Here is a 12256-nt window from a genome sequence, read left to right as displayed (position 1 = left end):
AAGAAACCCCAAGAAAGGAAACCCCAACGTGGACGCAACCACCGTTCTCGCTGAGATCAACGGCAACATCGCAACGGTCGGCTACGGCCTCGCCGCAATCGGCCCGGCCATCGGCGTGGGCATCGTCGTCGGCAAGACCATCGAGGGCGTGGCTCGCCAGCCCGAGCTCGCCGGCCGCCTCCAGGTCCTGATGTGGATCGGTATCGCCTTCACCGAGGCGCTGGCCTTCATCGGTATCGCGACCTACTTCATCTTCGTCTGATCGTCCCGTCCCAACTGAGGAGGCCAACGTGCTTCACGCAGTGCTGAGAGCTGCAACCGAGGGCGAGACTCACAACCCGGTGCTGCCGGCGACCTACGACATCGTCTGGTCGGCGGTCTGCTTCGCCATCATCCTCGTCTTCTTCTGGCTGTACGCGCTTCCGCGCATGCAGAAGCTGCTCGACGAGCGCGCCGAGGCGATCGAGGGCAACATCGCGAAGGCCGACGAGGCCCAGCGCAAGGCCGAGGCCGCCCTCGAGGAGTACACCGCCCAGCTCGCCGACGCGCGTGCGGAGGCGGGTAAGATCCGCGAGACCGCGCGCGAGGACGGCAAGAAGATCGTCGCCGAGGCCAAGGAGCAGGCGTCGACCGAAGCCGCCCGCATCAACGCGAGCGCGCAGGCGCAGATCGAGGCCGAGCGTCAGTCGGCGCTGGTCTCGCTCCGCTCCGAGGTGGGCACCATCGCCATCGACCTCGCCTCGGGTGTGGTCGGCGAATCGCTCTCCGACGACGCCAAGGCCAAGGCCGTGGTCGACCGCTTCCTCGCCGACCTCGAGGCGTCCGAGCAGGCCGCTGCAGGGGGGAAGAAATAACCCATGGGCAGCGCTACGAGAGAGGCCCTGGCCGGCACGCGAGCCGAGCTCGCGGCGATCGGCCGGGCCGAGCTCCCGGTGGCCGGCGACCTCCTCGCCGCGACCCGGGTGATCGCGACCACCCCGCAGCTGCGGACCGCCCTCACCGACAACGAGGCCGACGCCGACCAGAAGTCCGAGCTCGTGCAGCGGGTCTTCGGGGGTCGGATCGCGCCCGCTGCGGCGTCGCTCCTCGTGAGCGCCGCGTCGCAGCGGTGGTCTTCGCAGGCCGACTTCCTCGACGGGCTCGAGGAGCTCGGCTTCCGAGTCGCCGCGGAGGCCGCGGGTGACAGCGAGGTCGACGGCGAGCTGTACGCGTTCCAGCGCACGGTCTCGTCCGACGCCGAGCTCGAGCTGGCCCTCGGGTCCAAGCTCGGGTCGCCCGAGGCGAAGGTCGTGCTCGTCGAGCGGCTGCTCGACTCGAAGGCCGCGCCCGCGACGACGCTCATCGTCCGCCACCTCGTGCAGTCGCCCCGCGGTCGTCGCATCGGCGAGATGCTGCGCGACGCGGCATCCGTGGTGGCCGACCAGCGCGGGTTCGACGTCGCCACCGTCACATCGGCCGTGCCCCTGACCGACGAGCAGGTCGCCCGACTCGAGCGCACGCTCGGGGCACAGGCCGGCCGCCGCATCCGCTTCGACGCCATCGTCGACCCCGAGGTCCTCGGCGGCGTGCGGGTCCAGATCGGCGACGACGTCATCGACGGCAGCGTCGCCAGCCGCCTCAGCGACCTGAGGCTGAAGCTCGCCGGCTGACGCCGGCCGACAACGACCGGCGTCCCGCGCCGCGACACACCAGTAGCTGCACCAGGAGTGCAGATCAGGGCCCGGCCCTTCAGAAAAGGAAATGGCAATGGCAGAACTCTCCATCAGCCCCGACGAGATCCGTTCGGCTCTCTCGGAGTTCGCCCGCGACTATGAGCCGGGCGCGGCGCAGAAGACCGAGGTCGGCTACGTGACCGACGCGGCCGACGGCATCGCCCACGTCGAGGGCCTGCCCTCGGTCATGGCGAACGAGCTCATCAAGTTCGCGGACGGCACGCTCGGCCTCGCGCTCAACCTCGACGAGGACGAGATCGGTGTCGTCGTGCTCGGCGAGTTCGCCGGCATCGAGGAGGGCATGGAGGTGACCCGCACGGGCGAGGTCCTCTCCGTTCCCGTCGGCGAGGGCTACCTCGGCCGCGTCGTCGACCCGCTCGGCAACCCGATCGACGGCCTCGGCGAGGTCGCGACCCAGGGCCGTCGCGCGCTCGAGCTCCAGGCGCCCGGCGTCATGCAGCGCAAGTCGGTGCACGAGCCGCTCCAGACCGGCATCAAGGCGATCGACGCCATGATCCCGGTCGGCCGCGGCCAGCGCCAGCTCATCATCGGCGACCGCCAGACCGGCAAGACCGCGATCGCGATCGACACGATCATCAACCAGAAGGCGAACTGGGAGTCGGGCGACCCGACCAAGCAGGTCCGCTGCATCTACGTCGCGATCGGCCAGAAGGGCTCGACCATCGCGTCCGTCAAGGGCGCACTGGAAGACGCCGGCGCGATGGAGTACACCACCATCGTCGCCGCTCCGGCCTCCGACCCGGCCGGCTTCAAGTACCTCGCGCCGTACACCGGCTCGGCCATCGGCCAGCACTGGATGTACGACGGCAAGCACGTCCTGATCATCTTCGACGACCTGTCGAAGCAGGCCGAGGCCTACCGTGCCGTGTCGCTCCTCCTCCGCCGCCCGCCGGGCCGCGAGGCGTACCCCGGCGACGTCTTCTACCTGCACTCGCGGCTCCTCGAGCGCTGCGCGAAGCTCTCCGACGAGCTCGGAGCGGGTTCGATGACCGGCCTGCCGATCATCGAGACCAAGGCGAACGACGTCTCGGCCTACATCCCCACCAACGTGATCTCGATCACCGACGGACAGATCTTCCTCCAGTCCGACCTGTTCAACTCGAACCAGCGCCCGGCGGTCGACGTCGGCATCTCGGTCTCGCGAGTCGGCGGCGACGCGCAGGTGAAGTCGATCAAGAAGGTCTCGGGAACGCTGAAGCTCGAGCTCGCGCAGTACCGCTCGCTCGAGGCGTTCGCGATGTTCGCGTCCGACCTCGACGCGACCAGCCGCCGCCAGCTCGCGCGTGGTGCACGCCTGACCGAGCTGCTGAAGCAGCCGCAGTACTCGCCGTACCCCGTCGAGGAACAGGTCGTCTCGATCTGGGCCGGTACGAACGGCAAGCTCGACGAGGTCCCCGTCGAGGACATCCTGCGCTTCGAGCGCGAGTTCCTCGACTACCTCGGCCGCAACACGTCGGTGCTCTCGGATCTCCGCGAGACCAACGTGCTCTCCGACGAGACCGTCGCCACCCTCGAGTCCGAGGTCGACAACTTCAAGCTCGAGTTCCAGACCGGCGAGGGCAAGCCGCTCGCCTCGGTCGGTAGCGAGAAGTTCGAGGCCATCGACGAGGAAGAGGTCGGCCAGGAGAAGATCGTCAAGGGTCGTCGCTAGTCGATTCCGCCGTCCCTGAGGCTCTCGGGGGCGTGGCCGCACCGGCCGAACCGAGAGCCTCAGGAACAGGAAGCCAGGACACAGGAGAAACATGGGAGCGCAGCTTCGGGTCTACCGCCAGAAGATCAAGTCGGCGCAGACGACCAAGAAGATCACGCGAGCGATGGAGCTCATCTCCGCCTCGCGGATCGCCAAGGCGCAGGCGCGCGTCGCCGCGTCGACGCCGTACTCCGACGCGATCACGCGCGCGGTCTCCGCGGTGGCGAGCTACTCGAACGTCTCGCACGTGCTCACGACCGAGCCGGAGCGGATCGATCGGGCGGCCATCGTGATCTTCACCTCCGACCGGGGCCTCGCGGGCGCGTTCAACTCGCAGGTCCTGCGCGAATCGGAGGAACTCGCCGAGTTGCTTCGCAGCCAGGGCAAGGAGGTCGTGTACTTCCTCATCGGCCGGAAGTCAGTCGGGTACTTCTCGTTCCGTCGCCGTGACTACGAGCGCAGCTGGATCGGCGGCACCGACAGCCCCGAGTTCACGACCGCCCAGGAGGTCGCGGACGCGGTGCTGGAGGCATTCCTCCGGGACAGCGCGGACGGCGGCGTCGACGAGATCCACATCGTCTACAACCGGTTCGTCAGCCGCATCACGCAGGTGCCGGTCGTCACGCGACTGCTGCCGCTCGAGGTCGTCGAGGCCGAGGAGGAGGCGGCGCCGTCGGGCAAGGCCGAGGTCTTCCCGCTCTACGAGTTCGAGCCCGACGCCGAGACGGTCCTCGACGGGCTGCTCCCGGTGTACATCGAGAGCCGCATCTTCAACGCCATGCTGCAGTCGGCTGCCGCGAAGCACGCAGCGACGCAGAAGGCCATGAAGTCGGCCACCGACAACGCCGACAAGCTGATCACCGACTACACGCGGCTGGCCAACGAGGCCCGTCAGTCCGAGATCACGCAGCAGATCGCAGAAATCGTGGGTGGAGCGGACGCGCTCTCCTCCTCCAAGTAGCCAAGATTCATCCAGAAGGAAGAGAACATGACTGACACCGCTACCGCGCCAGTCCAGGACACGACGGGCACCGTCGGCCGCATCGCGCGCGTCACCGGCCCCGTCGTCGACATCGAGTTCCCGCACGACTCGATCCCCGAGATCTACAACGCGCTGAAGACGACCATCAGCATCGGCGAGGAGTCGTCGGAGCTGACGCTCGAGGTCGCCCAGCACCTCGGTGACGACCTCGTGCGCGCGATCGCCCTGAAGCCGACCGACGGCCTCGTCCGCGGCCAGGAGGTGCACGACACCGGCGCCCCGATCTCGGTGCCCGTCGGCGACGTCACCAAGGGCAAGGTCTTCAACGTCATCGGTGATGTGCTGAACGGCGAGCCCGGTGAGACGATCGAGATCACCGAGCGCTGGCCGATCCACCGCAAGCCCCCGACCTTCGACCAGCTGGAGTCCAAGACCCAGCTCTTCGAGACCGGCATCAAGGTCATCGACCTCCTCACGCCGTACGTGCAGGGTGGCAAGATCGGCCTCTTCGGTGGTGCGGGCGTCGGCAAGACCGTCCTCATCCAGGAGATGATCCAGCGCGTCGCGCAGGACCACGGCGGTGTGTCGGTGTTCGCCGGCGTCGGCGAGCGCACGCGTGAGGGCAACGACCTCATCCACGAGATGGAGGAGGCGGGCGTCTTCGACAAGACCGCGCTCGTCTTCGGCCAGATGGACGAGCCCCCGGGGACCCGTCTGCGCGTCGCGCTCTCGGCACTGACGATGGCGGAGTACTTCCGCGACGTCCAGAAGCAGGACGTGCTCCTCTTCATCGACAACATCTTCCGCTTCACGCAGGCGGGCTCCGAGGTGTCGACGCTGCTCGGCCGCATGCCCTCCGCGGTGGGCTACCAGCCGAACCTCGCCGACGAGATGGGCATCCTGCAGGAGCGCATCACCTCGACGCGCGGTCACTCGATCACCTCGCTGCAGGCGATCTACGTTCCCGCCGACGACTACACCGACCCGGCACCGGCCACGACGTTCGCGCACCTCGACGCCACGACCGAGCTCTCGCGCGAGATCGCGTCGAAGGGTCTCTACCCGGCGGTCGACCCGCTGACGTCGACCTCGCGCATCCTGGACCCGCGCTACCTGGGCGAGGACCACTACCGCGTCGCGACCACGGTCAAGCAGATCCTGCAGAAGAACAAGGAACTGCAGGAGATCATCGCGATCCTCGGTGTCGACGAGCTCTCCGAGGAAGACAAGATCACGGTGTCGCGCGCGCGCCGGATCCAGCAGTTCCTCTCGCAGAACACGTACATGGCGAAGAAGTTCACCGGTGTCGAGGGCTCGACGGTTCCGCTCAAGGACACCATCGAGTCGTTCGACGCGATCGCCCGCGGCGATTTCGACCACGTGGCCGAGCAGGCGTTCTTCAACGTGGGCCCCATCTCCGACGTCGAGGAGAACTGGGCGCGGATCCAGAAGGAGAACGGCTGAGCATGGCCGCCCTCAATGTGAGCGTCGTCTCGGCCGACCAGGAAGTCTGGTCGGGCGAGGCGGCCATGGTGGTGGCACGCACCGTCGAAGGCGAGATCGGCATCCTGCCGGGTCACGAGCCGATGCTCGCGATCCTCGCCGGCGGCGAGGTCCGTGTGACCCTGCCCGGCGGTGAGAAGATCACCGCGAACGCGGAGGACGGGTTCCTCTCGGTGCAGTCCGACGCGGTGCAGGTCGTCGCGTCGCGCGCTGCGCTCGCCTGAAGGAGCGCGGATGCAGGGGGAGCAGCCGTTCGACCGTCAGTTCGGTGACCTGAGCGTCACCCAGCTCATCGTCATGGCCGGGCTGCCGGGCGCGGGCAAGTCGACGATCGGTGAGATCGTCGGCGCCCGCCTCGGCGCCACGGTCGTGTCGGTCGACCCGATCGAGTCAGCGATCCTGCGGGCCGGGATCGACGCCGACCAGCCGACCGGCCTCGCCGCCTACCTGGTGGCGGAGCAGATCGCGGAGAAGGAACTCGATTCGGGTCGCACCGTGATCGTCGATGCCGTGAACGCTGCCGAGTCGGCCCGCCTGCAGTGGCGTGACCTCGCCGAGCGCGCCGACGTGCGTCTCCGCGTCATCGAAGTGGTCTGCTCCGATGCTTCAGTGCACAAGGAGCGTCTGGAGAAGCGGGAACGCAACCTGCCGCACCTCGACGAGACGACGTGGCGCGCGGTCGAGCAGAGCCTCGACGGGTATGCGCCGTGGACCGGTCCGAGCTCGGCGCTGCCCCGCGTCACGATCGACAGCGTCGACTCGCTCGGCGTGAACGTCGAGGCCGCGCTGGCTTTCATCGCCGCGTAGTGCTGGTCCTTCTTCCGCCCTCCGAGACGAAGCGCGACGGAGGCGCACCGAATCCGCTCGCGCTGGACGGGCTGTCGTTCCCCTCACTCCGCGATGCTCGCGTCGAGGCGATCCGGGCGACGTCGGAGCTCGCCACCGATGCCGAGGCGATGATGCGGGGCCTGAAGCTCGGTCCGCGACAGGCCGCCGAGGTCGACCGCAACCGGAGCCTCACGACCTCGGCGACCATGCCGGCGCTCGACCGGTACACCGGCGTACTGTACGACGCCCTGGACGCGCAGAGCCTCGACGCTGCAGCACGCGCGTTCGCAGCGCAGCACGTGGCGGTGCACTCCGCGCTCCTCGGACTCATCGGGGCCGGCGATCCGATTCCCGCATACCGGCTCTCGCACGACTCGCGCCTTCCCGGGCTTCGGCTGAAGCCGCACTGGCGCGAGGCGATCTGCGCGGAACTCCGGGCGCGCGCCGGACTGATCATCGACCTGCGGTCGGAAGGGTACGTGGAGCTCGGCCCCGCCCCCGTTCGGCCGGACTCGGTCTTCCTCCGCATCGTGTCGATCGACGACGCCGGTCGACGACGCGCCCTGAACCACTTCAACAAGCGCGCGAAGGGGCTGTTCACGCGAGCGCTGCTCGAGGCCCGGCCCGCGCTCGAGACTCGCGAGGACCTGATCGCGTGGTCTGCCGGAGCCGGCTTCCGGCTGGAGCGCGGGGTCGAACGCACGGCGTCGCCCGTGGAGCTGGAACTCGTCGCCTGAACGCGCGGCGTGCGGTCAGGTGCGGGCACCGGACCGCGCATCGTGGGATCAGCTGCGCGCAGCCGTGATCGGCGGGCCCGACGATCCCTCCCGGGAACCTGCACCCGTCCCGGACCGATGGCATCCGGCGAGGTGGTCGTCGACCATACCCATCGCCTGCATGAGCGCGTACATGGTCGTCGGCCCGACGAAGCGGAAGCCGAGGCTGCGCAGTCGCCTGCTGAGCGCGGTCGACTCGGATGTCGTCGCCGGAACGTCGGTGAAGTTCGCCGGGGGTGCGGATCGGGGCGGCGGCGCGAAGCTCCACAGGAGTTCGCCCAGCGAGCCATCGAGCGCGAGCGTCGCCCTGGCGTTGGAGATCGTGGCCTCGATCTTGCCGCGGTGGCGGATGATGCGCGCGTCGCCGAGGAGGCGCTCGACGTCGTCGTCGGTCATCTCGGCCACTCGGGCCGGGTCGAACCCGTGGAACACCTCTCGGAACGCCGGTCGGCGTCGCAGGATCGTGATCCAGGACAGCCCGGCCTGGAAGCCCTCGAGGCAGAGCTTCTCGAACAGCACATCCGAGTCGTGCTGGGGAGTACCCCACTCCTCGTCGTGGTACCGCCGGTACTCGGGGTCGGAGGCGCCCCACGCGCACCGTGCGAGGCCGTCCTCGCCGATGATCACATCGGGCCGAGTCGGCGCCATCACGCCGCGAAGCCGATCTGCTCGTGCCCGAGCAGCCAGAGCTTGGTCGGGATGCCCTCACCCCCGGAGTAGCCCGTGATCCGGCCGTCGGAGGCCAGCACGCGGTGGCACCCGACGATGACGGGCATCGGGTTCGCTCCGACGGCGCCGCCGATCGCGCGGGCGGATCCGGGCTTGCCCACGGCCGCTGCGAGCGCGCCGTACGACGTCGCCTCTCCCCAGCCGAGACGCTGGAGCTCGGCCCACACAGCGCGCTGGAATGGCGTGCCGTCGAGTCGGATGGGGAGGTCGAAGCCCGTACGACGCCCGTCGAAGTACTCGGCGAGCTGCTCGCGTGCGGACTCGAGCAGGGGAGACGGGCGCTCGGGGAGGTCGTCGTGCGGAAGCTCGCCGCCACGCTCGATGGTCAGTGACGTGAGTGCGTCTTCGTCTGCCTGGAGCTCGATCCGCCCGATCGGGCTGGTGATCCGGAGGAGGTACGGGGAGGTCATGATTCGAGGATAGGCGCGGCATCCGTCATCGACTGGCGGGAATCGGACACCGAGAGTCGCCCGCACCCGACGCTCGCTGTGGAGGACGGCTCGGGTCGCGGTCCCGAGGGCTCGTCCTCCACAACCCGGGCGGCCGCCATCGACCGGTCGGGATCCGCGGGCGCGCGTCGGCCGCCCTTCCACCGGGTCATGCTGCCCGCATGACGACCATCATCCGCGCCGGCGCTGCGCACGACTTCCTCGCCCTCGTCCCGGTTCTCGCCGGCTACCGGCCTGCTCGCTCCCTCGTCTGCATCGCCTTCGAGGGCAAGCGGACGACAGCGGTACTCCGCCACGACCTGCCAGACGCCGATCACGCCGACGACGTGGCGACCGCTCTCCTCGGCACGCTGTGCCGAATCCCGAGGGCGGATGCGATCGTGCCCGTCGCCTACGGCGAGCGGCCGTTCGTCCGGGGCGAGGACATGCCGAACCGATGCATCCTCGAACGCCTCGTACGTCGAGCCGAGGAGGCCGGATTCCTCGTCCGCGACGCGTTGACGGTGGCCCCGAACGGCTGGGGATCGATCTACGACGCCGACCTGCCGGACGAGGGGATGCCGCTCCGTCTCATCGAGGAGAGCGCGGCGATGTCCGGGTGCTCCACCGAGGTGGCGGAGCTGGCGGCGGGGCTCGCCGACTCCGCGGCGGACCTCGTGCGCATCGCCGAACCGGATGACGCGCTCGCCGGTCGGATCCGCGTGATCCTCGACGGGCTGCCCGCGCCGGACGGTCTGGGCGGAGATCACGACGACGATGCCGTCATCGACCGCCTCGAGCGCGTGCTGGATGAGGCGGTGGATCCGCTGATCCTCGTGGAGCGGATCGCCGCCGGCCGTGCGGGCGGCAGTCCCGAGGAGCTCGCGTGGCTTCTCGCGCTGGCGGACCAGCCGCCGATCCGGGACGCGATGATGCTCCAGGCGGCCTTCGGTCCGGTCGTCGGCGAACTCGCGCTCGACTCGGCTGAGGACGACCACAATCGCCGGAACTCCGATCGCGGGGGCGACGCCTCCGGGGAGCGGGGCCCGGCGACGCATCCCGCACCGGACGAGTGCGAGACGGTCGACGGTTTCCTGTCGCGGCTCATGCTCGGACGCTCGACGATCCGCCCCGATGCCGACCGCGTCCGTGCGACCCTCGAGACGCTCGGCACGGCCATCGGCAACGCGCCGACCGGCCGCCGCACGGGTGCGCTCTGCGCGGCGGGATGGCTCGCCTGGACGCTCGGACTCGGGTCGGCAGCGGGTGCGCTCATCGACCTCGCCCTCAGCGAGACACCCGATCACACGATGGCCGGACTCCTGCATCGCTTCCTCGCCCTCGGTGAGCTGCCCGAGTGGGCGTTCTCCGCGCCACTCCCGGGCGCACCCTCGGCCACGGATCGGGACGGGTAGGGACGGCACCGGACGGTGCCCGATGTGCACCGAAGCGCCCGGATCCCTCTGGATCCGGGCGCTTCGCGGGCGATCGGGTCAGACCCGGGCGGGAACGAGGAGGTGCTCGCCGCCGTGCCGGTGACCGGTGAACCGGGCGGCGCGGTCGGCGGCCTCGGTGAGCACGCCTCGCAGGATCTGCTCGATCTCCTGGAATTCGGGCACGCCGATCGTCAGCGGCGGCGCGAGCTGGATGACCGGGTCACCGCGGTCGTCGGCGCGGCAGTAGAGGCCGGCGTCGAAGAGCGCCTTCGAGAGGAACCCGCGCAGCAGGTCCTCCGACTCCTCATCGTTGAAGGTCTCCCGCGTCGCGCGGTCCTTGACCAGCTCGATCCCGAAGAAGTAGCCGTCTCCACGGACATCGCCGACGATCGGGATGTCGAGCAGCTTCTCGAGTTCGGCGCGGAAGAGCGGCGAGTTCTCGCGAACCCGCTCGTTCAGTCCCTCCTCTTCGAAGATGTCGAGGTTCTCGAGTGCGACCGCGGCCGAGACGGGGTGCCCGCCGAACGTGTAGCCGTGGTAGAAGGACGTGTTGCCGGTCTTGAACGGCTCGTAGATCTTCTCGGACACGATCGTCGCGCCGATGGGGGAGTACCCCGAGGTCATGCCCTTCGCGCAGGTGATCATGTCGGGCACGTAGCCGTAGGCGTCGCAGGCGAACATGTGCCCGATCCGGCCGAACGCGCAGATGACCTCGTCGGAGACGAGCAGCACGTCGTACTGGTCGCAGATCTCGCGGACCCGCTGGAAGTAGCCGGGAGGCGGCGGGAAGCAGCCGCCCGAGTTCTGCACCGGCTCGAGGAAGACCGCGGCGACCGTCTCGGGACCCTCGAACAGGATCATCTCCTCGATGCGGTTCGCCGCCCACAGGCCGAATGCCTCGAGGTCGTCGGAGGGCGCCCCGACGTCGGCGGCACGGTAGAAGTTCGTGTTCGGCACGCGGAAACCGCCGGGGGTGAGCGGCTCGAACATCTGCTTCATGGCCGGGATGCCGGTGATGGCGAGTGCGCCCTGCGGCGTGCCGTGGTATGCGACCGCGCGGGAGATCACCTTGTGCTTGGTGGGCTGTCCCTTGAGCTTCCAGTAATACTTCGCGAGCTTGAACGCGGTCTCGACCGCCTCGCCTCCGCCGGTCGAGAAGAAGACCCGGTTGAGGTCGCCGGGCGCGTACCCGGCGAGCCGATCGGCGAGCTCGATCGCGGCGGGGTGGGCGTACGACCAGATCGGGAAGAAGGCCAGCTCCTCGGCCTGCTTCGCCGCGACCTCGGCGAGGCGACGGCGCCCGTGTCCGGCGTTCACGACGAAGAGGCCGGAGAGGCCGTCGAAGTACTTGCGGCCCTGGGCGTCGAAGACGTGATGGCCCTCGCCGCGCGTGATGATGGGCACGCCGTGCTCCTCCATCGTCGACTGGCGAGCGAAGTGCATCCAGAGATGGTCCTTCGCCTTCTGCTGCAGCGCAGCGTCGTCGAAGCCGGCGGTGCCGAGCTGCGCAGCCGTGTCGGGGGTGCTCATCGGGATCTCCTTCCGGGCGGCCCCGCCGTCAGCGGGTGCCCCAGTTGTAGAACTGCTTCTGCAGCTTCAGATAGACGAACGTCTCCGTGGTCTGGACTCCGTCGAGGGTGCGGATGCGGGAGTTGAGCAGGGTGATGAGCTGCTCGTCGTCCTCGCACACCACCTCGGCCAGCAGGTCGAAGCTGCCTGCGGTGAGTACGACGTAATCGATCTCGGGGATGGCCGCGAGCTCCTCTGCGAGCGCGCGGGTGTCGCCGGTGACACGGATGCCGATCATCGCCTGGCGCGTGAAGCCGAGCTGCATCGGGTCGGTCACCGCCACGATCTGCATCACGCCGGCCTCCGTCAGTCGCTGGACGCGCTGGCGCACGGCCGCCTCGCTGAGGCCCACCGCCTTGCCGATGTCGGCGTAGGAACGCCGGCCGTCGGCCTGGAGCTGCTCGATGATCGCCTTCGAGACGTCGTCGAGTTGCACCGGCCGCTGGCCGTTCGGGCGGCTCCCGTTCGTCATGCGTTCGATCATGACAGTGGGTCGGATGAATGACAAGTGATTCCGTCGATTCGTGATCGATTCGCGACGGATTCCATCGTCTCGGTCTCTTCCGTTCGATCGGCTGCTGT

At 69.0% G+C, this 12256-nt stretch carries 14 protein-coding genes; 10 read left to right on the top strand and 4 right to left on the bottom strand.

Features of this window, described 5'->3' with window-relative positions; translation table 11 throughout:
* Window positions 1–28: 28 nt before the first annotated feature.
* The 9 genes from atpE to ACIQH8_RS01140 all read left to right on the top strand — a co-directional run bounded on the left by atpE (window position 29) and on the right by ACIQH8_RS01140 (window position 7473).
* On the top strand, window positions 29–262 hold the full coding sequence (gene atpE / locus ACIQH8_RS01180) for an ATP synthase F0 subunit C (RefSeq protein ID WP_022888426.1): 234 nt from the start codon (window positions 29–31) through the stop codon (window positions 260–262).
* A gap of 28 nt (window positions 263–290) precedes the next feature.
* On the top strand, window positions 291–854 hold the full coding sequence (locus ACIQH8_RS01175) for a F0F1 ATP synthase subunit B (RefSeq protein WP_353815489.1): 564 nt from the start codon (window positions 291–293) through the stop codon (window positions 852–854).
* Between the two features lie 3 nt (window positions 855–857).
* Window positions 858–1649 carry a F0F1 ATP synthase subunit delta gene (locus ACIQH8_RS01170; protein ID WP_400993757.1) on the top strand — a complete coding sequence of 264 codons (792 nt, stop codon included), beginning with the start codon at window positions 858–860 and terminating at the stop codon, window positions 1647–1649.
* Between the two features lie 97 nt (window positions 1650–1746).
* Window positions 1747–3384 (top strand): F0F1 ATP synthase subunit alpha, encoded by a 1638-nt coding sequence (gene atpA, locus ACIQH8_RS01165; RefSeq protein ID WP_400993755.1) that lies wholly within the window; start codon window positions 1747–1749, stop codon window positions 3382–3384.
* 91 nt (window positions 3385–3475) lie between these two features.
* Window positions 3476–4384 carry a F0F1 ATP synthase subunit gamma gene (locus ACIQH8_RS01160; protein WP_400993753.1) on the top strand — a complete coding sequence of 303 codons (909 nt, stop codon included), beginning with the start codon at window positions 3476–3478 and terminating at the stop codon, window positions 4382–4384.
* A gap of 27 nt (window positions 4385–4411) precedes the next feature.
* Window positions 4412–5869, top strand: coding sequence for a F0F1 ATP synthase subunit beta (atpD, locus tag ACIQH8_RS01155; protein ID WP_400993751.1), 1458 nt, complete (start codon window positions 4412–4414; stop codon window positions 5867–5869).
* 2 nt (window positions 5870–5871) lie between these two features.
* Window positions 5872–6132, top strand: coding sequence for a F0F1 ATP synthase subunit epsilon (locus ACIQH8_RS01150; protein ID WP_067947101.1), 261 nt, complete (start codon window positions 5872–5874; stop codon window positions 6130–6132).
* Between the two features lie 10 nt (window positions 6133–6142).
* Window positions 6143–6715, top strand: coding sequence for an AAA family ATPase (locus tag ACIQH8_RS01145; RefSeq protein ID WP_400993749.1), 573 nt, complete (start codon window positions 6143–6145; stop codon window positions 6713–6715).
* Window positions 6715–7473 (top strand): YaaA family protein, encoded by a 759-nt coding sequence (locus ACIQH8_RS01140; protein WP_400993746.1) that lies wholly within the window; start codon window positions 6715–6717, stop codon window positions 7471–7473. The genes ACIQH8_RS01145 and ACIQH8_RS01140 overlap by 1 nt, the downstream gene beginning before the upstream one ends.
* A 48-nt stretch (window positions 7474–7521) precedes the next feature.
* Here ACIQH8_RS01140 and ACIQH8_RS01135 read toward each other — a convergent pair whose 3' ends face one another.
* Together ACIQH8_RS01135 and ACIQH8_RS01130 are read right to left on the bottom strand one after the other, a co-directional pair.
* Window positions 7522–8160 carry a DNA-3-methyladenine glycosylase I gene (locus ACIQH8_RS01135; protein ID WP_400993743.1) on the bottom strand — a complete coding sequence of 213 codons (639 nt, stop codon included), beginning with the start codon at window positions 8158–8160 and terminating at the stop codon, window positions 7522–7524.
* Window positions 8160–8651, bottom strand: coding sequence for a methylated-DNA--[protein]-cysteine S-methyltransferase (locus ACIQH8_RS01130; protein ID WP_400993741.1), 492 nt, complete (start codon window positions 8649–8651; stop codon window positions 8160–8162). Before ACIQH8_RS01130 ends, ACIQH8_RS01135 begins: the two co-directional genes overlap by 1 nt.
* Window positions 8652–8851: 200 nt before the next feature.
* Between ACIQH8_RS01130 and ACIQH8_RS01125 the strand changes: the two genes are divergently transcribed.
* On the top strand, window positions 8852–10084 hold the full coding sequence (locus tag ACIQH8_RS01125; protein WP_400993738.1) for a DUF4192 family protein: 1233 nt from the start codon (window positions 8852–8854) through the stop codon (window positions 10082–10084).
* 78 nt (window positions 10085–10162) lie between these two features.
* Here ACIQH8_RS01125 and ACIQH8_RS01120 read toward each other — a convergent pair whose 3' ends face one another.
* The gene (locus ACIQH8_RS01120; protein ID WP_400993736.1) at window positions 10163–11635 is read right to left on the bottom strand and encodes an aspartate aminotransferase family protein; all 1473 of its coding nucleotides are present in this window, start codon (window positions 11633–11635) and stop codon (window positions 10163–10165) included.
* A gap of 28 nt (window positions 11636–11663) precedes the next feature.
* Window positions 11664–12146: an Lrp/AsnC family transcriptional regulator gene (locus ACIQH8_RS01115; RefSeq protein WP_400993734.1), complete on the bottom strand. Its 483-nt coding sequence runs from the start codon at window positions 12144–12146 to the stop codon at window positions 11664–11666.
* Between the last annotated feature and the right edge of the window lie 110 nt (window positions 12147–12256).

The sequence above is a fragment of the Agromyces sp. GXQ0307 genome, assembly GCF_044769845.1.
GTDB lineage: Bacteria > Actinomycetota > Actinomycetes > Actinomycetales > Microbacteriaceae > Agromyces.
The sequence above is the reverse complement of the archived record's forward strand: the minus strand, read 5'-3'. Positions and strand labels throughout refer to the sequence as shown.